This window comes from Xenorhabdus szentirmaii DSM 16338 (genome assembly GCF_002632585.1).
GTDB lineage: Bacteria > Pseudomonadota > Gammaproteobacteria > Enterobacterales > Enterobacteriaceae > Xenorhabdus > Xenorhabdus szentirmaii.
Genome location: NZ_NIBV01000002.1, coordinates 1346952 through 1367740, shown reverse-complemented (window position 1 = coordinate 1367740; position 20789 = coordinate 1346952). Strand labels below are relative to the sequence as shown.

The following is a 20789-nucleotide window of genomic DNA, read 5'->3' as shown; positions in this document are numbered from 1 at the left end:
TCAAGTCCTACTTCTCTTTGACTGCCCAAGCACCTTCAACAAAAAATGCGCTCCATCCGGTAGCTTTACCATTTTTTTCTGACGAAACATATTGCTGTTTTGTCTTCCGGCTAAAACGCACGACCGTTTTATTTCCTTCCGGATCTGCAACAGGGGCTTCAGCCAAGTAGCGTAATTTCTCCGGCAGACGATCCTTGAACCGAACGAGTTCTTCAACAAGTGGTGCCCGTGTTTCACGAGATTTAGGGAATGTATTGGCAGCTAAAAATACCCCGGCAGCCCCATCACGAAGGACAAAATAAGCATCTGATTTTTCACATACCAGTTCAGGTAATGGAACGGGATCTTCTTTCGGTGGTGCAACTTCCCCATTACGTAAAATTTTACGGGTATTTTTACACTCTTCGTTGGTACATCCCATATATTTGCCAAAACGCCCCATTTTCAGGTGCATTTCTGAACCGCATTTGTCACATTCAACGATGGGCCCGTCATAACCTTTAATGCGGAATTCACCCTCTTCAACTTCATAACCATCACAGGCAGGGTTATTACCACATACGTGCAATTTACGCTGGTTATCAATTAAGTAGCTATCCATCGCTGTACCACATTTTTTACAGCGGCGGCGAGCACGCAGCGCATTGGTTTCTGCATCATCCCCTTCCAGAATATTGAGGATCTCGTTTTCTGGGATCAGGTTAATTGTCTGCTTACAGCGCTCCTTCGGCGATAACGCATAACCTGAACAGCCAAGAAATACACCCGTGGTTGCAGTGCGTATCCCCATCGGACGCTGACACATTGGACATGCTATCGACGTAATCACCATCGGATTAGGACGCATCCCACCTTCTTCAGGTTCTTTGCCGGCAGCGTCAAGCTGATCGCTGAAATTGGAGAAAAACTCGTCTAAGACCCCTTTCCAATTCGCTTCATTATTAGCAACATGGTCAAGCTGGTCTTCCATTCTTGCCGTAAAATCATAACTCATTAATTCGTTGAAATTTTCTTCCAAACGATCTGTGACAATTTCACCCATTTTTTCCGCATAGAACCGGCGGTTTTCAACACGGACATAACCGCGTTCCTGAATGGTGGAAATAATTGATGCATAGGTCGACGGACGGCCAATCCCCCGCTTTTCCAGTTCCTTAACCAACGATGCTTCACTGAAACGAGCAGGTGGTTTGGTAAAGTGCTGGCTGGGCAACAGCTGTTGCAAATCAAGTTCCGTTCCGATTTCGACGACAGGCAAAGTACGGTCTTCATCTCCTTTACGCAAAGCTGGCATGACTTTCGTCCAGCCATCAAAACGCAAAGTGCGGCCTTTAGCCCGCAATTCAAAATCACCGGCTTCAACAGTCAATGTTGTGGAATCATATTTAGCAGGCGTCATTTGGCAAGCAATGAACTGACGCCAGATAAGCTGATACAGTTTTTGTGCATCAGCTTCCATGTCTTTCAGTTCCTCAGCCACAACATCGACATTAGAAGGACGAATTGCTTCGTGAGCTTCCTGTGAATTTTCCTTGCTGCTGTAAACATTGGCATTTTTTGGTAAATACTCATCACCAAAATGGTGACCGATATAGCCACGAACCATCTCCAAAGCATCCTGACTCAAATTAGTCGAATCAGTACGCATATAAGTAATATGGCCTGCCTCATACAGGCGTTGCGCCATCATCATGGTTTTCTTGACGCCAAAGCCAAGTCGCGTACTCGCTGCCTGTTGTAATGTAGACGTAATAAATGGCGCGCTGGGCTTACTGGATGTCGGGCGGTCTTCACGATCAACAATCTTGTATTTTGCTTTTTCCAGCAAAAATACAGCTGACTCCGTTTGCAAAACATTGACCGGCTTGAAAGGTTTCCCCTTTTCATGGGTCACTTCCATATGAAGGGCAATGTTTCCTTTGGTTTTCAGGTCCGCATACAACTGCCAATACTCTTCCGGCACAAATGCCTTGATTTCTCGCTCCCGCTCAACCACCAGCCGAACAGCAACAGACTGAACTCGTCCGGCTGATAATCCTCTGGCCACTTTTTTCCACAACAGCGGAGAAACCATATATCCCACAACACGATCCATAAAGCGACGTGCCTGCTGAGCATTGACACGGTCAATGTTCAGCTCACCCGGTTTATCAAAAGCCTGTGTAATTGCATTCTTGGTAATTTCATTGAACACAACACGGCTGAAACGTGTATCATCCCCGCCAATCACTTCCCGCAGATGCCATGCAATAGCTTCTCCTTCGCGGTCAAGATCCGTTGCGAGGTAAACATGTTCGGCTTTTTCAGCCAACGTTTTCAATTCTGTGACAACTTTTTCTTTGCCGGGCAAAATTTGGTAGTTTGCTTCCCAATCATGATAGGGATCAACTCCCATACGACTTACCAGTGCAGTTTTCTCATCTTTTTTCACTTTCTTTTTATTATTCTTATCGGTAGATGAGCTCGAACTCTTTTGACTCGCTGCCCCACTAGTCGGCAAATCACGGATGTGACCTACACTGGATTTAACAACGTAGTCACTCCCCAGATATTTATTGATTGTTTTGGCTTTTGCCGGGGACTCCACTATAACAAGAGCTTTAGCCATAGTTACCTTTACCTAATTATCTTCTTTTCAGATGGCGAAAATCACGGCGTTATGTTGCGATATATAAAATAAAACCTCTTTTTATATTGCGATAGATTTGCAAGATATCAACTAATTTTTATCTTGTACCTTTGTTTCAGCGCAAAACTCTTTGAAAAATTTAAGGTATTTTATATATCAACATGAACTATGCGATTGTCCGATTTACTTGTTGTAAACAAAACATTCCATCTGCATGACGAAAAGTCCACACTCTACCTGATAAAAAACGATGCGCAACAACTTATTTTTTAAAGGAGTACAATAAATGCAAACTAAAACGCCGCCTATCAAAAAAGAACAGTTACTAAAAAAAGCAAATGAAATCATTCAATCACACGAAGATTATATACAAGGAATGTATGCAGCAAGTGTAGAACGAAAAAATGGGGTATTAATATTTCAAGGTGAATATTTTTTGGATGAAAATGGCTTACCAACGGCAAAAAGCACAGCTGCGTTTAATATGTTTAAACAGTTAGCACATATATTGTCCGAACAGTATCATCTAGTCGATTAATCATTCAAAGCACACACTCTCTGATAAACCATCAATATTGATGCGGATAATAAAAGATAAAAAGATATCCCTCACTTACCCGCATCATGTTAGTCACCACTCAACTGACAACTACCCCCCTTTTAGTTCAAGAGTATATCGTGCGTTATTTCACAAAATAGGTTTTTCACCCCGTTGCCACCAACGAACGAGCAGCTTATCAACATTTTCCATTGCACTGCCCATGAAACGCTCCATTACGCGTTTACGGCGGAAATAATTGACACCAATAACTTCATAGTCCTTAATTTTTTCAATCAGAAAATCATCACTGACACCCACTTCATCAATCAGCCCATTTTCTTTTGCCTGTGTTCCATACCAGTATTCACCGGTAGCCACCGTTTCCACATCCAAAGAGGGACGATGCTGATGGATAAATGATTTAAATAATTTATGCGTTTCGTTCAGGTCTGCCTGGAATTTTTTTCGCCCCTCTTCAGTATTTTCACCCAGCATGGTGAGAGTGCGCTTGTATTCTCCGGCGGTATGAAGCTCAATATCAATGTCATTTTTCTTCAATAACCGATGAATATTAGGCAATTGAGCCACCACACCAATGGAGCCAATAATGGCAAAAGGTGCAGAAATAATCCGGTCTGCAACACAGGCCATCATATAGCCACCACTTGCCGCAACCTTATCCACTGCAACCGTCAGACGTATCTCTTTCTGTCGTAAACGTGCCAGTTGGGATGCCGCCAGACCATAACCATGAACCATGCCACCGGGGCTTTCCAGACGCAGCAAAACTTCATCTTTTTTCTCTGCAACAGACAATATTGCGCTGATTTCTTCACGGAGGGAATCAACTTCATGAGCATCCATGCTGCCCTTGAAGTCCAGAACATAAAGGTTAGGTTTTTGTAAACCTTTCTGCCCTGTTTTTACCGCTGATTTTTTCTGCTTCTCATCTGTTTTCTGCTGTTTTTTAAACGCTTTTTGCCAGATTTTTTGCTCAGCTTCGCTCATTCGGGCTTGTTGCATCTGACGCTGTTTTTCCTTGTACGCTTCCCCAAGATTAGTCAGCTTCAATTCCCCTTTTTGCATGGCCTTACGCACACCTAATCCGATACACACTACTGCCAGAATGACGACTGATAATACTATAGTAAGCACTTTAGCCAGGAATAATCCGTATAGAGACAAATATTCCACAGATCCACCTTAGTTAATTTATGATAAACAATGACTTTCATTCTAACTAAAAACGGGAGGCTGTGCTTAACAGTTTACTCATCTAATTCCATGCTCACTAAAACCATGTTTAGTTGATTTTCGGTTTCAGTTGATTTCCGGTTTATAGATAGCAGCAATTCCCATTTTCTTACTGAATTAATCAGATTTGACGAAGACTTTAAGTTTTGTTGTGATGATAGGCTATATTTGCCATCCTAAAATGGCAATTAACAGATTGACAAAAGATACGGGAAAACTGTTAGATGTTTGATTACCTACCAAATAATAACCTATTGCAAAAAAAAATTATTTTAGTCACTGGTGCTGGCGACGGCATTGGGCGTGAGGCTGCGCTTACCTATGCTCGCCACGGCGCACAGGTTATTTTACTTGGGCGTACTACCGCAAAACTGGAAACAGTCAAACAACAAATTGAAAATAATGGTGGCTTGCCTGCCGATATTTACACCATGGATCTTCTGACCGTCACCGCAGAGGAATGCCAAATTTTTGCCGAGACACTGGCACAACGGTATACCCACTTGGATGGCGTATTGCACAACGCCGGGCTGCTTGGTGTCGTCGCACCTATCATAGAGCAACCTGCTAAACTTTGGCATGATGTCATGCAAGTGAATGTCAATGCCACGTTTATATTGACTCAGGCATTAATTCCTTTGCTGTTGAAATCCACCAGTGGCTCTTTGGTGTTTACCAGCTCTAGCGTGGGCCGCGAGGGCAGAAGTGGCTGGGGAGCTTACGCCGTTTCTAAATTTGCCACAGAAGGTCTGATGCAGGTTATGGCGCAAGAATATCAGAATACATCACTGCGCATTAACTGCATTAATCCGGGAGGAACCCGTACCGGTATGAGAGCAAACGCTTTTCCTGATGAGAATTCAGCCAAATTAAAAACACCTGCGGATATTATGCCCGTTTATCTTTATGTCATGGGTGATGATAGCCGACATGAATCAGGCATCAGTTTTGATGCTCAACCCGGTCGCAAAGCGGGGCCTGCCGAATAATGACCAGAGATAACAACCAGCACCAAAAAAGGCAACAACGCCTGAAAGAGAAAGTCGATGCCCGCATCGAGGCGGCACAACAAGAACGGGGGATCGTTATTGTATTCACCGGAAACGGAAAAGGAAAAACTACCGCAGCCTTTGGTACAGTCACTCGCGCAATCGGCCACGGGCAGCGTGCTGGCGTTATCCAATTTATCAAAGGAACATGGGAAAGTGGCGAAAGGAATTTGCTGGCCCAACATGGCGTTGAATTCCATGTGATGGGAACAGGTTTTACATGGGAGACGCAAAATCGTGAGTCAGATACCGTAGCTTGCCAGACAGCATGGAAAAATGCCCTGACAATGTTAGCGGACCCTTCATTGCATCTTGTGGTATTGGACGAATTAACCTATATGGTCAGCTATGGATATCTAGAACTTGCAGATGTACTTACTGCACTGAAATCCCGGCCTGCACACCAGACAGTGATTATTACTGGCCGGGGATGCCATCGGGAACTATTGGAATATGCCGATACCGTCACAGAAATGCGGCCGGTAAAACATGCCTTTGATGCCGGAATCAAGGCTCAGAAAGGCATTGACTGGTAAACCTATTGGCAAATCAAACGCTGTTTCAGTATAAGCATAGCTATAAACTGAAACAGCGGCTTGAAGGGATTAACGACCTTTAGGTGTCGTTTTTCTCCCTGCATTTTGACGAGAACTACTCGCCGGGCGTTTTCCTGATGGACGGGATGCAACCTTCGCATGACGTTTCACAGCACGGCGGATCTGGTTCGCTTTAATGCGACGTTGATCACGTTCTACTGCAACTTTGGTCACAACTTCGGCGCTCAATCCCACCAATTGACGCAAATAGTTAGTTTGCTCCAATCCTAATTCAGCCCAACCGCCGCGTGGCAAACCTTTTGGCAAATCAATATCGCCATAGCGTACACGAATAAGACGGCTTACCTGCACACCAACAGATTCCCACAACCGCCTGACTTCACGGTTACGACCTTCTGTTAACGTGACGTTGTACCATTGATTGATACCTTCCCCGCCTTTAAATGTGACGGTTTTGAAAGAAGCCGGACCATCTTCCAGCTGCACACCTTGTGTCAGTTGACGAAGTTTAGCATTGTCCACTTCACCAAAAACACGGACAGCATATTCACGCTCAACTTCCTGGCTTGGATGCATTAAACGGTTTGCTAATTCACCATCTGTTGTAAACAGCAGCAATCCACAAGTATTGATATCCAGACGCCCTACTGCAATCCAGCGAGCATCCTGCATTCTTGGCAGACGATCAAATACGGTTGGACGACCTTCAGGATCGTGACGGGTGCACAATTCCCCTTCCGGTTTGTAATAAGCCAAAACACGGCAAACTGTTTTTTGTGGTTCTTTGATATTTAAAATCCGACCATCCAGACGAATTTTTACTGAGGGTTTAACTTCGATGCGATCACCCAACGTTGCGGTCTTGCCATCAATGCTGACACGCCCTTGTTGAATATATCCCTCAATTTCGCGGCGGGAACCATGACCGGAACGCGCGAGAACTTTTTGTAACTTTTCTGTTTTATCGCTCATTGAGCAACCTCTGTTGTCGCCTTCACAGGCGTCGTGTCATTAAATAAAAATTAAATCGTACACCTTATAAAAACGGTGTGACATTACCTTCGCCTTCACGAAGAATAACCGGAGAATCTCCAGTTAAATCCACTACTGTTGTCGGTTGCTGCCCAAGATAACCACCATGAATAATTAAATCAACTTGTTTACCCAATGTCTCTTTAATCTCTTCAGGATCAGACTCGGCAAAATCATTTCCGGGTAAAATCAAACTGCATGACATGAGTGGTTCACCCATTTTCTCCAACAACGCTAAAGCGATGGGATTGGAGGGAACACGCAAGCCAATAGTTTTACGCTTTTCATTCATCAAACGGCGAGGGACTTCTTTTGTCGCCTGCAAAATAAACGTGTAATTGCCCGGTGTATTGTTTTTAATCAATCTGAATGCTTGGTTATCTACATGGGCATATGTTGAGATTTCGGAAAGATCACGGCACATCAGTGTAAAATTGTGGCGCCCTTCCAATTGGCGAATACGGCATATGCGGGTCATTGCCTCCTTGTTTTCGAGACAGCAACCAATGGCATAACCGGAATCAGTGGGATAAATGACAACGCCTCCCTTTTTCAGCACTTCCATACTTTGGTCAATAAGACGGGATTGTGGATTATCAGGGTGGATATAAAAAAACTGGCTCATAACACATAACCTCTACTTCTACTTTCTATGCAGCCCCAATCCGTGACCAGTCGTGCCATATCGGTACAACATCACCAGGTAACCACAAATTGCGCCCAAGCTCTATCCATGAACAAGGTTGGTGAAAATCCGATCCTAATGAAACTTTCAGGCCATATTCTCTTGCCAATTGAGCGAGTTGCTGTCTTTCATTAGGTGCTTGCTGGCACTGTGCAATTTCCATTGCATCACCACCATGTTGTTTAAACCAAACGATTAACCGCTTTAGCCACTTCGTCGACAAATCATATCTACCGGGATGCGCAATGACAGCTTGTCCGCCGGCGTGATGGATTGCTTCAATAGCCTGCTCGATTGTACACCATTGTGGCGGCACATAACCGATTTTTCCCTTTGCCAGATATTTTTTAAATACCTTGGGGATCGTCGGCTCTACACCCGTTTCAATCAGAAAGCGGGCAAAATGCCCACGCGTAACCTGCCCACCATTTGCGAGCCGCGATGCGCCTTCCCAAGCATCAGGAATGCCAGCTTTGGCTAAACGGTTGCCAATCTCAATACCACGTTGATTTCTTAAATCAACCTGCCTTTCCAGAAATTTTTTTAAAGAGGAAGAATTGATATCAATATTTAACCCCACAATATGGATTTCAAAATTCTCCCATAATGTCGAAATTTCAGCACCAGAGACTACAGTCAATGGCAGATTATTTTGCTGAATATGATTTAAGGCAGGTTGAATGCCTTCTGTCGTATCATGATCGGTAATTGCCAATACATGAATTCCCATAGTGACGGCTCTGTCTACAAGCTGCTCAGGTGATAAAACCCCATCTGAAGCGGTCGTATGGCTATGTAAGTCATAGCGTCTTGTCATTTCACTGGCAGCTTCAGTCATTATTTTGTACCTATTTTATCGGAAGAGAAATAAGGACACCTATCGATAGCTATCATGATATCAAATGCAAAACCGCGATAATAACATAGGAGGTATATCTCCGTCGTCTTTCAAATTGCAACTTGAAAGACGACGGAATAGGCATAGATAATGTTACGCGGTTATTCGTTCAGCCACGTATTTAATGATGTGGTTTGTCGTTATGAATTAAAAACCAACCCCTCCATAGGGATTGGCTTATTTTGTCAATCATGACATATAGCACCATATGGGCAATGTGGTTCGTTATCTATTGACTGAGTGAGTTTAAAATTCACAATATCTGATGATGATACTACCCCACAATTCGAACTGGAGGCTTGTACGCTATATCCCCCAGTGCGAAACTTGAGAATATCTGTATTCCAATGCCCATTTTTAGTAGCATAAACAGTGTGGAGATTATCATTTCCAGTTCGATTATTATGTATAGTGACAAGAACTTGTGAATCTGGATCAGCCAAACCACCTATAGAAAGGAAGCCAACTTTCCAGCTAAGAGTATCTTGACTATAACCATCTGTTGGAGAAATAATTTGTGGGGTCCCAAGAGTCTTATATTCAACTTCAAAATTCTGAGAAACTGTAGGGCCTATGGCTTCTCCATTTGATGTAAGAGATTGTCCCACGGCCAAATTAACTACTCCGGGCGTTACGCCATACACTCGGCAACTCCAACTGCCATCTATTTCCGAAGCTTGTGTCGATTTACAATGGACTTTATTGTTCATCGGTTCAGACACGCTAATATAGAATCCTTTTGTCGCCGAGCCTGATACATCAACATATGCTTCTTTAACAGACGATTGATCATTACCTATTGAGTCAGGGCAAATAGCAGAAAGTAAATACGATGAATCAATAGTAATATCTGACATGCCATAGATCACTTCATAATTACGTGCTATTGGTTTGCCAGAAGGTACGTCATCCACCCATTGCTGCACCAAAATCTGATGTGAACCAGTAATAGAGGTCACCTTATCAGGGCAAGCCCAATCTTGATTTTCATTGACATCAACTTCACAGATCTGCTTGCCTTCCATAGAAACAGTGACGCGAGCCCCTGCCTGCCCTTTACCTGATATAGTATAAGTCGGCGTTGTAATTTGTTCCCCTTCTGCCGGACTGAGTACACTTATTTGCAAATTGGCACCATAACGAACTTTAAAACTTCTGTTAACCTGAGTGCCTGCATCATCCACCACAACCACATCATAATCCCCCGGCACAGAACTATAAGGCCCACATGTCCAAGTTTGCTCTTCCATATTGAGCTTTGCAGAACAATCATCATGACCACCAAACGCTTTTACGGTGACATTTTTGGCATCACTTGGCATTGTGCCGCTAAAGGTATAAGACGGTGTTTTGATAATTTCATCTTCTTTAGGTGTAATTACTGATAGCTTGATTTCACCCGCATCCGGAATAACCTTATAGGTAATCTTCGCTGTAGATTGCCTGATGTTATCCAAAAAGGCAGTTACCACCAGCTTATTTTCTCCGATTACTGAAGTATCCAAGATACCGTCCGCTTCCCAGTATCCTTGTTCACTCACGGTTTCTCCATTTTTACAAACCTGAGAAAGTGCTTTTTTATCTAAGCAAACCGTTGTTCCCGGCTCACCCGTTCCTCTTGGTACGACAGCATCAAGGTAATGGTATATATCACCATTTTGGGGTAGTGTGATCACCACAGGTTTGATGGTTTTGGTTTGAACTTCAAAAGAAACTTGTGCGCTTGAATTCTGCTGGCTATCAATAACTTGCTCAGCAGAAATAGTATATTTCCCATCTTTGGGTTGATAAGGCCCACAAGACCATTTACCTGACGATGTATCAACGCTGGTATTGCAATCATCAGTGCCACCAAACCCTTTGATATAAACCTGAGAGCCTTGTTCCCCAAGACCTGAAATCATAAAAGGCAACTTGGTTATTTTTGCTCCATGAATAGGCTCCGTGATGCTAATTTTTGTTTTGGTTACCTCATACTTACGTGTCACTTGTGAAGTTCTTTCATACGTATCCGCTAATTGGCCTAATTGAGCGGATTTTGTTTTTTTATACTGAGCTGCATAAAGAAAAAATGTGCCCTCATTTTTTGCCACTAAAACAGGGTTTGTGGGGCAAGCCCACTTTCCTTTTTCATTGATTGTTGTTTCGCAAATGATTCCGTCGCGTGAAATCAACAACTCCATCTTTTTTGGGGGCAGAAAATGCTCAGAAGCGGCAACAAAAACAAGCTGCCCAGGGCTTCCTTGACCTTCAATGGATATTCCGTCATTTAATCTATATTGCGCATTCATTGTAGGTTCTGTAATACGCATTGGGATCGTAAAAGTCCATTTAATCGGGACACCCACGTTCACCCCATGTTGAGTTTCTTGCAGTTCCATTGTATAGACATCACCCCCAAAGATATCACCGGGGTGAATAACAAATTCCCAAAAGAAACCAAACATTCCAGTAAACAAAGAGGCAATTCCTTCAAGCGCTCCAAAAATTGCGCCAAACAAACCACTTAGAAAACCACCAAAACCACCTCCGCCGCCGCCACCGCCACCGCCAGCAGGACCGCTGAATGTGCCAGAAAATTTAATGGGGTTATCGGGATCAACAGTTGAATTATTGGGTGGGTTATTTATTTCAAACTTTTTCTTTTCAGGCTCATCATTATCTCTATCCTTAATAGTAAAATGAGTAACATCAGTAGCAACTATTTTTCCTTCTTTTATTAATTCAGACGTTAATTCATACGTCCCGGCTGGCAAAATTGATGGCTTTCCACATTGCCAATTACCATTGTCACTAATTATCGCATTAGTACAAATAATAGTTCTTTTAGCAAAATGTTGTCTGTTCTCCTTTAACGCTGATAACTGATTCTGATCACTCTTTTTAATACTCACTCTGGCTTCACTTCCCGGTGCATTGGACGTTCCTGATAAAAATATGGGGGAACCTTCAATTTGAATTATTTGATCAGCAGGGCTTTTGGTTTCAATTCTATCAGGGCTTGTTATCTCAAAATAACTTTTCTCATCATCAGAATCATTATTTCCAACACTATCTAATTGGTTTTCACTTCCTGAATAAGAATAATCATCTCTTACCGAAAACGAATACACCCCTTCTTTAGTCTCATTATCAGGTAATTTTATAACCCAATAGGGTATATCTGAATTATTTGCATGAGTCATCACGTTAAGATCAGACTTCATAATTTGATTAAACTTCCCTGATTCAGAATCATACTTATTTATTTCATACATTGAAGGAAGGAGTGTAATTCCATTTAAAGTATAACTGTTTCTATCCCCTCCAATTCCTTTAAATTCTTTTTCTTTAGATGATGAAAAAATTAGGGGTGCTTCTTTTGTAAATTTATCGTTAATTTCTGGTGGATAATAGATACCTGAATAAGTCCCATTAAATCGTAAAACTGGGCTGAGTGGATCAACACCATCAATATATTGTTTTCCACCTACCTTAAAAGTCTGAATTGAGTCATTACTTATATCTAATTTCGGGTCATAACTTACATTCAATAAAGGAATTGTATCTTTTCCACAAGAATATGAAGCCCTATTGTAAATACAAGTTTTTTTGGCATCTGGACTACTTTCAATGTCAAAATTTATTACTTTCTTATATTTATCTTTTGCTTTTCCTATAGCAAGTAATTCTTTATGTTTTTTATTATTTAAATTAAAGTTAATCTTATCAAAAATATTTACAATCCTATTTTCTCCTATTTGCCTTGCCAACATTGTATAATTTATTTCTGTATCAATGATTCTATCAAGATCCAACCAACATGACCAAAATCCATTTTCTGATGTGGGTATCAATCCATTAGAATTAATATTGTTTTTTTTACATATTTGATCTTGTTTATACACCTTATCTTTTGAATCATTCATTAATACAAATTCTATTTCTGAATTCGGATCAGCATAACCTCGCAAGTCAAAATTAACGCCTGTTACCATCACATCATCTATCGGATAAATAATACTAAACTCTTTAGAAATAGGCGGTATAACTGATTCTATCGTATCCCCCTCCCATTTTTCTCTTGGTGAAACATCTACATGTTCAGCAGTAATAAATACTGGATATTCTAATTTTTCATTAAAGCCATCAGGAATCAAATCCTTCAAATTCTGAAGAGGAACTGAACATTCCCAATTTCCATTTGTCTTTGTAAAACACTCTGCTAATTTTTTCTTATTCTTATTTTCAATTAAAGAAAATGAAATTTCAATTTTACTATCAGGTTTTCCCCAACCACTAATAATGACCTTTTCACTTCGTTTTGCTAGACGACCTTTCCAATCTGGGTTATCAATCCAAACTTTTTTCATAGTTTGAGAAAACCATGCACTATAAGGCAATAAATTTTTAGACGATTTATTTTTATCAGGATAATTTGCACTTAAATTTTCAGTAATATCTGAGGCTCTTACTAGCCCTGCATTATAATTTTCTGGATTTACGGGGTTTGCAGTAGAAACTACACCAATAATCGTATCTTTCCAAATAACTGGGCCACCAGAATCACCTGGCTGCCCAATTCCAGATGCAAATCCTTTTTCTTTATTTGAGATTACAAATAAGCTTGGCCCACCATAAAAATCAAAACCAGTATCAACAATTTTTACATCTGCTCTATATTGCGTTCCATTATTTCGTATTCTTTTACCATTATTATCAACCCCCCTTACTCCATAGCCATAAACTTCAGCATAGTAATAATCATTTCCAAATAATTCTTCATCAGAAAGGTCATGACTAAATTTTCGGCGAACATGACCATATTCTTTTAATTCCACTGGTTTACTCAACTTTAAAAGTGCAATATCTTGCTTTTCATCATAAATAAAAAAATCCTCCTCTTTTGCAGTTCCAATTCTCATTTTTTTATAGTCTTTGATGATATATTTTTTCGTATTACAATGTTTCGCAGTCAAAACATATCTTGGTGAAATCAAGGAACCACTACATAATCCTCCTTTACTTTCATCTTTTTCGTTCTTATCATTTAATGTAATAATAGAAACAACCCAAGGTTTACATTTATGGCTGTTATCCTTACAGCTTGCTTCACCACCAGCAATATCTTCTGATTTTGGAGTTTTTAAATAATGACCAGAAAACGCATTACCATGAAAAAATAAAAAAATCACAAATGAGAAAAGACCAATAAATTTCATAATTTATCTTCCTTTAAATATTATTCAGAGACTATTCTTTTGAACATTTCATACCTTCATTAGTTCCTGTGCATTTAAATACATTATTCCCCTGCCTCACATAATCCATTTTATTAGAATCTTCTTGAAGACTAAAAATATACTCCCCTCTAGCAGCATACATTTTCTTCTCCATCACCCAGTCCCCATAATTATTTGTTTCCACTTCTTCTATTACATCCTCTCTTTTAAATCCAATATCTTCTGAAAATAATCCAACAATAGGATTAATTTTCATTGATGGAATCTTTGGCATTGATATTCCTTTAAATTGAACTAAACCATTAGAATCTTCATAGGTTGTTGCAGAAAAAACTTTAGAACTAAGCACTTTTATTTTTTGGGTCCTAAGATCAGATTTAGCTTCAATATTTAAAATTCCTAAAGGAACATTTTTAACTACAGTTTTCCAGTTACCATTTGCATCGGATAGAGTACTCAATTCTATTTTTTCATTAATTGACGATAATTTAAGATCAACCAAAGTGTTCGCCCTATTTTTACCTTCAACTGTAACATCTTGTCTAATTTCAGATGTTGACGAAACAACCTCATAGTTTTTAGGCTGAGTGATGTCAAGGCTGCAAAATGGTACTTGATATAAAATATTTGTACTTATTAAATCAGACGATATTGGTCGTTTAACGGGAAACGCATCAAGTGTATTCACCGATATAGATGCTTTATAATTAATACCACAAACAGCATCCAGGCCATCGAGATTCCATTTACCCGTTCCGGTATCAACAGTTGGGGTATAACTCTTTGTCGGAGAGTAAACTGTTCCATCATGTTGATAACCTGTTATTTGAACTTGCATACGTTTGTCATCATCAGCCGTATCACTATTCACGATACCTGATAAACTGTATTTTCCGGCAGGAATAATTTGCCCATTCTTAATCGAAGTGATTTCCGCGCCACACGGCGGCCCATTAAAAGTAACATCAGAATTCTCTACACCATCAATTCTAATTGAACCGGTGATACCACAAGCCATCCAGAGTTGGCCTTTCCAATTTCCTGCATTATCTGTAGGTTGAATACCATATATAAAATTATTGAAACTTGTTTTAATAGCAGGAAAAGCTCCATCTTCCATAAAACCTTTTCCTTCGAAGGTAATATAATTATTTTCAACTGTTGAGTTTGGTTTAGGTGAGGTGATGAATGGTTTATCCGCACTTTTTAAAGTGATCATGATTTTATTATGATCATCATTAGCACTAGAATACTGTGGTGTGTTTAAGCAGTCACCGTCATTACAAGTAGCGGTTAATTTAATTGAACATCCTTCTTCCGTTTTAACCCGAGTTGTCCAAGTTAAAAAATACATTATCTCTGTATGAATACCAAATACACAAAATTGATCCTCTTTTCCATTGTCATAACTAGTTACTCCCCATCTCACAAATTTTTCTTTACCCGCACAGTTATCAAACCAACCAACGTGATTACTATCTTCAATAGTTTCTTCATGTTTTTCTTGTGGATTTAAAGAAATATATTTATCTCCAACATCATACATACATTGATCATCTAAAAAATGAATAATTAAATCATCGTTTTTATTCAAACTTTCAAAAGAGAGGTCATAATATTGAGATAATTTTTCCGTCTTAACATTATTTTTCTCCACGTAATTTTTTCTGCTCGAAGATATTCCATCCTTTATTAACTCAGCTGCATTTAATTTATAAGTCAAACATAACAAAATAAAGAAAATATATAGCCTTACCTTCATAAATACTTCTCCTATTTTAAATATCCATATCATTATTAAACTCTCAAATCACCCCCATTAAATAATATATTCCATCAAATTGTTACGATAAAAAACCAACATCATTCAAAATGAAAAACAGGTTCAATTTTTATTACAAATCTATTTTACTTTCATGAGTAACCATAAAAAAACGCATAATTAACAGGAAAAATATTATCCATACTTATTAACATCGACATTCAATACCTGAATTATAAATTTCATTATCTGTTTTTTCCTGAATATCATCGCCTTCTTAAAACTGAAAAAAATGGTTGACAAGCAAACCATGAACCAGTCTACTAGTACACAGGTTGAATGGAGTTCTTAGCCAAAACACTGTTAAGTCAATGAGGCACTCAAAAATGAACGTATTTATACGAATCAAGCGTTGGTGGCACAACTTCCCATTCAAGGGCGGTTAAGTCACACACATAAATACCCATGTGAAAGTGCCAAAACCCGCCCTAAGAAGCGGGTTTTTTATCACTATTTTCTTATCACATCAGTTTTTGTGGATAACGATAAAATCGAGGTATCAGTATGGATGGCAACAAATTTAATATCTCTATAAATCAGTTGGATACTGTATACAAAACAGATCCAACGCGACTTTTCCACCAACTTTGCAGCAATCGCCCAGCAACGTTATTACTGGAGTCTGCTGAAATTCTCAGCAAAAAAAGCCTCAAGAGCATGTTAATCATTGATAGTGCCATGCGCATTACCGCTAATGGACGACAAGTTACTTTTGAGGCACTTACCGGAAATGGTCAAAACCTGCTGCCTGTACTTGCTGATTTACTTTCAGAAAAAGCCCGGCTGGAAGTGGAGTCACGGATTATCCGTGCCCAATTTCCTACAACAGAACATAACCTAGATGAAGATAACCGGCTAAAGTCCAATTCTGTTTTTGATGCATTACGTGCTTTGACAACCTTGTCATCTTTCTCAAAATCACCTGATGCGATTTTTGTCGGCGGATTATTTTCTTACGATTTAGTCGCCGGATTTGAAGTATTGCCCACGGTAAAAAATCATCAGCATTGCCCTGATTTTTGTTTTTATCTTGCAGAAACACTATTAGTTATCGATCACCAGAATGAACATTCTTTTCTCCGGGCTTCACTGTTTGGAGAGTCCGATTCTGAAAAGCAGCGGCTTAACAAACGCATAACGGATTTAGCCTCAGCCATTTCAGCGTCCATTCCGTTCCCTTCACCTGCTGCGTTGTCTAACCTCACTGTTGATTGCAATCTGAGCGATAATCAGTATGCAGACATTGTGCAACAGCTACAGAAATTTATTCGGCAAGGCGAGATCTTTCAGGTCGTACCATCACGGCGATTTACCTTACCTTGCCCTTCTCCGTTGAACGCTTATCACACATTGAAACAACAAAATCCGAGTCCCTATATGTTTTTTATGCAGGATCAGGATTTTTGTCTGTTCGGGGCATCGCCTGAAAGTGCCCTTAAATATGATGCAGGCAATCGCCGGATAGAAATCTATCCGATAGCCGGTACCCGCCCACGCGGGCGTGATGCCAACGGAGAATTTGATACTGATCTTGATAGCAGAATTGAGTTGGAAATGCGCACCGATGCCAAAGAATTATCTGAACATGTCATGCTGGTTGATCTTGCCCGAAATGATTTGGCCCGGATTTGTGAAGCCGGTAGCCGCTATGTTGCCGATTTAACAAAAGTCGACCGCTATTCATTTGTTATGCACCTCGTTTCCCGGGTTGTCGGTACTCTTCGTCATGACTTGGATATCTTTCATGCCTATCAGGCTTGCATGAACATGGGGACATTGACTGGTGCCCCAAAAGTCCGGGCAATGCAACTTATTGCCGAGCATGAAGGTGAACGACGTGGCAGCTATGGCGGAGCAGTCGGCTATTTTACGGGCGAAGGGAATTTTGATACTTGCATTGTGATCCGTTCCGCTTATGTGGAAAACGGGCAGGCTTCAGTTCAGGTAGGTGCCGGCATTGTGCTGGATTCTGTCCCTCACTCAGAAGTGGATGAAACTCACAGTAAAGCCAGAGCGGTTATCCGCGCTATTGCACAAACCCACAATATGGAGGTGACATTCTGATGGCTAACATTCTTCTGCTCGATAATGTCGATTCCTTTACATATAACCTCGTGGATCAATTACGCTCTTACGGTCATCGGGTTGTTATTTATCGTAATACCGTGTCAGCAGACATCATCATTAACAAACTCAACAAAATGGAATCCCCTTTATTGATGTTGTCACCCGGCCCCGGCAAACCATCAGAAGCAGGTTGTATGCCTGAACTCATTAAACGCGTTATGGGCCAGATCCCGATAATTGGCGTTTGTCTGGGACATCAGGCTATTATTGAAGCTTATGGTGGAGAGATCACCACCGCTCAGGAAATTCTGCATGGAAAATCAACTCTCGCCTATCATGACGGGCAATATATGTTTTCCAACTTGCCGAACCCTTTACCGGTTGCCCGTTATCACTCTCTTGCAGGGATAAATATTCCTGAAACTCTGACTGTTTCTGCTTCATGTGGCAATACCGTGATGGCAATACGCCATAATAAACACAGGGCTTGTGGATTCCAATTTCACCCCGAATCTATCCTGACAACTCAGGGCGCCAAATTATTAGAACAAACACTGACGTGGGCATTGGGCTAAGAGCTAATCCAACCATGCTGGATTTAAGGGTATCTATTCAAAAGCGTTAAAATGGAAGGAAGGGTAAAATGCAATTAATTCTTGATAAGTTATTGAATGCTCAAACGCTGACACAGCAAGAAAGCCAACAGTTATTCACCGCTGTCATCCACGGTGAATTAAGCGATGTTCAACTTACTGCCATATTAGTTAGTCTGAAGCTACGTGGCGAGCAACCACAAGAAATTGCAGGTGCGGCTCAGGCCTTTTTAGCAAATGCGGCCCCCTTTCCCCGTCCTGATTACACTTTCTGTGACATCGTCGGTACTGGTGGAGATGGCTCCAATAGCATTAATATTTCGACCACCAGCGCTTTTGTTGCTGCCGCCTGTGGCCTCAAAGTTGCAAAGCATGGGAACCGCAGTATTTCCAGCCGTTCCGGTTCATCCGATTTATTGGCGGCATTCGGGGTCGCATTAGATGCCTGCGCCGAAGAGTCACGCAGGGCTTTAGATGAACTTGGGATTTGTTTTCTGTTTGCACCTCAATATCATTGTGGTTTTCGCCATGCCGCACAAGTTCGTCAACAATTAAAAACCCGCACATTGTTTAATATACTCGGCCCATTAATTAACCCCGCCCGTCCTTCTTTATCATTGATCGGTGTCTACAGTCCGGCATTGATAGAGCCTATCGCCCACACTTTACAAGCCCTCGGTTATCAACGAGCAGCAGTGGTACACAGTGGGGGAATGGATGAAGTTTCCTTACATGCTCCGACTTATGTTGCAGAGCTCAGACATGGGGAAATTCACCAATATCAGCTAACAGCAACCGATTTTGGTTTACCTAGTCATCATATTTCTTCACTAAAAGGAGGTACGCCAGAAGAAAATCGCGATATGTCGACAATGTTATTACAAGGACACGGGCAAAAAGCGCATATTGACACCGTAGCCGCAAACGTGGCGCTTTTGATGAAAATTCATGGTCAGGAAAACTTGCGTGAAAATACACAGTTAGCACTGAACATCATTTACAGTGGCCAGGCCTATGAAAAAGTCACCGCTTTAGCGGCAAGGAATTAATCATGAAAACCAGCATATTGCAGAAAATTGTTGATGACAAAGCAGAATATTTAATGACCCGTAAGTCCGAGCAACCTTTGGAAAGTTTTATTGATTCCATTGTCCCGAGCCATCGCCGGTTCTATCAGGCACTCACTCATGAACAGACTGTTTTTATTTTAGAATGTAAAAAGGCATCACCTTCAAAGGGATTAATTCGCAAAGATTTCGATCCTGTTCGTATTGCCAAAACGTATCAACCCTATGCTGCTGCAATTTCTGTTTTAACCGATGAAAAATACTTTCAGGGCAGCTATGATTTTCTGAAAATGGTCAGTTCAACTGTTCATCAGCCCGTTTTGTGCAAAGATTTTATCATCGATGCCTATCAGGTTTATCTCGCCCGCTACTATCAGGCCGATGCCATTTTATTAATGCTTTCCGTTCTTGATAATGATACGTACCGTGAATTATCTGCTTTGGCACACGGCCTTAATATGGGCGTACTGACCGAAATCAGCAACGAAGAGGAAAGAACCAGGGCTATTGAGTTGGGGGCAAAAGTTATCGGCATCAATAATCGAGATTTACGAGACTTATCCATTGACTTAAATCGTACCCGTAATCTGGCTGAAGGCTTGCCTGAAGATACCATTATCATTAGTGAGTCTGGTATTCATAAACATCGTCAAGTACGTGAATTAAGCCAGTTTGCCCATGGCTTTCTCATTGGCAGTGCATTAATGGAGCAGCCTGATCTGGATTTGGCTTTACGCCGCATCATCTTAGGTAACAATAAAATCTGTGGACTAACCCGCTCCCAAGATGCAAAAACGGCATTACAGGTGGGAGCGGTTTACGGTGGATTGATTTTTGCCGAAAAATCCCCACGCCGGATCACACTGCAACAAGCTCAACAAATGATTAATGACGTGCCATTACAATATGTTGGTGTGTTTCAAAATCAACCTGTGAATTTTGTCAGCGATACCGCCCGGCTTCTGTCACTCACTGCCGTCCAGTTGCATGGGCATGAAGATGAAGAGTACATTGGCGCACTCCGCTCAATCTTACCTGAACATTGCGAAATCTGGAAAGCCATTGATATGTCGAAAGTAACCGAGCTTTCTGACTTGCCCCATGTTGATCATCTATTGCTGGATAATGGTTCAGGGGGAACAGGAAAACCCTTTGATTGGCAGCTCATTGATCCACATTTTCAGCATAACAATATGTTGGCAGGTGGCCTCAATGCAGATAACTGTCAGCAGGCAATGGCCTTAGGCTGTTATGGCCTGGATTTTAATTCAGGAGTGGAAACCTCTCCTGGCATAAAAAGCAGCCAGAAAATGAAACAAGTATTTAAGAAACTACGCTGTTATCACTAATTTTTCTGACAAAAGTGGATGAGT

General features: G+C 41.0%; 12 protein-coding genes, 1 pseudogene and 1 other annotated feature. Of the genes and pseudogenes, 6 read left to right on the top strand and 7 right to left on the bottom strand.

Annotated features, from left to right (window positions below):
- Window positions 1–7: 7 nt before the first annotated feature.
- Complete coding sequence (gene topA / locus Xsze_RS16005) at window positions 8–2608, bottom strand: type I DNA topoisomerase (protein ID WP_038233626.1); 2601 nt, start codon at window positions 2606–2608, stop codon at window positions 8–10.
- Between the two features lie 307 nt (window positions 2609–2915).
- Between topA and Xsze_RS16000 the strand changes: the two genes are divergently transcribed.
- Window positions 2916–3167, top strand: coding sequence for a YciN family protein (locus Xsze_RS16000; RefSeq protein WP_038233627.1), 252 nt, complete (start codon window positions 2916–2918; stop codon window positions 3165–3167).
- A 150-nt stretch (window positions 3168–3317) separates the two neighbouring features.
- Here Xsze_RS16000 and sohB read toward each other — a convergent pair whose 3' ends face one another.
- On the bottom strand, window positions 3318–4364 hold the full coding sequence (sohB, locus tag Xsze_RS15995) for a protease SohB (RefSeq protein ID WP_038233628.1): 1047 nt from the start codon (window positions 4362–4364) through the stop codon (window positions 3318–3320).
- Between the two features lie 284 nt (window positions 4365–4648).
- On the opposite strand from sohB, the gene Xsze_RS15990 reads away from it, so the two are divergent.
- Window positions 4649–5413 (top strand): YciK family oxidoreductase, encoded by a 765-nt coding sequence (locus tag Xsze_RS15990; RefSeq protein ID WP_038233629.1) that lies wholly within the window; start codon window positions 4649–4651, stop codon window positions 5411–5413.
- The gene (gene cobO / locus Xsze_RS15985; protein WP_038233630.1) at window positions 5413–6009 is read left to right on the top strand and encodes a cob(I)yrinic acid a,c-diamide adenosyltransferase; all 597 of its coding nucleotides are present in this window, start codon (window positions 5413–5415) and stop codon (window positions 6007–6009) included. The genes Xsze_RS15990 and cobO overlap by 1 nt, the downstream gene beginning before the upstream one ends.
- 69 nt (window positions 6010–6078) lie before the next feature.
- Here the strand turns inward: cobO and rluB are convergent, their stop codons facing one another.
- The 5 genes from rluB to Xsze_RS15960 all read right to left on the bottom strand — a co-directional run bounded on the left by rluB (window position 6079) and on the right by Xsze_RS15960 (window position 15629).
- Complete coding sequence (rluB, locus tag Xsze_RS15980) at window positions 6079–7002, bottom strand: 23S rRNA pseudouridine(2605) synthase RluB (RefSeq protein ID WP_038233631.1); 924 nt, start codon at window positions 7000–7002, stop codon at window positions 6079–6081.
- 64 nt (window positions 7003–7066) lie between these two features.
- Window positions 7067–7687, bottom strand: a complete 621-nt coding sequence (locus tag Xsze_RS15975; protein ID WP_038233632.1) for an L-threonylcarbamoyladenylate synthase — start codon at window positions 7685–7687, stop codon at window positions 7067–7069.
- A gap of 25 nt (window positions 7688–7712) precedes the next feature.
- Window positions 7713–8585 (bottom strand): RNase RNM, encoded by an 873-nt coding sequence (gene rnm, locus Xsze_RS15970; RefSeq protein ID WP_038233635.1) that lies wholly within the window; start codon window positions 8583–8585, stop codon window positions 7713–7715.
- A 245-nt stretch (window positions 8586–8830) separates the two neighbouring features.
- On the bottom strand, window positions 8831–13846 hold the full coding sequence (locus tag Xsze_RS15965; protein WP_051462243.1) for a trypsin-like serine protease: 5016 nt from the start codon (window positions 13844–13846) through the stop codon (window positions 8831–8833).
- A 31-nt stretch (window positions 13847–13877) separates the two neighbouring features.
- On the bottom strand, window positions 13878–15629 hold the full coding sequence (locus Xsze_RS15960) for a hypothetical protein (protein WP_038233638.1): 1752 nt from the start codon (window positions 15627–15629) through the stop codon (window positions 13878–13880).
- Window positions 15630–16036: 407 nt separating this feature from the next.
- Window positions 16037–16138 (top strand) — a sequence feature (Trp leader region).
- A 55-nt stretch (window positions 16139–16193) separates the two neighbouring features.
- On the opposite strand from Xsze_RS15960, the gene Xsze_RS15955 reads away from it, so the two are divergent.
- The 3 genes and pseudogenes from Xsze_RS15955 to trpCF all read left to right on the top strand — a co-directional run bounded on the left by Xsze_RS15955 (window position 16194) and on the right by trpCF (window position 20765).
- Entirely contained in the window at window positions 16194–17753 is a 1560-nt protein-coding gene (locus Xsze_RS15955; RefSeq protein ID WP_038233640.1) for an anthranilate synthase component 1, read from the top strand.
- Window positions 17753–19398, top strand: a pseudogene (gene trpD / locus Xsze_RS22825) (bifunctional anthranilate synthase glutamate amidotransferase component TrpG/anthranilate phosphoribosyltransferase TrpD). The gene Xsze_RS15955 and the pseudogene trpD overlap by 1 nt, the downstream one beginning before the upstream one ends.
- A gap of 2 nt (window positions 19399–19400) precedes the next feature.
- Window positions 19401–20765, top strand: coding sequence for a bifunctional indole-3-glycerol-phosphate synthase TrpC/phosphoribosylanthranilate isomerase TrpF (gene trpCF / locus Xsze_RS15940; RefSeq protein WP_038233647.1), 1365 nt, complete (start codon window positions 19401–19403; stop codon window positions 20763–20765).
- The last annotated feature ends 24 nt before the right edge of the window (window positions 20766–20789 follow it).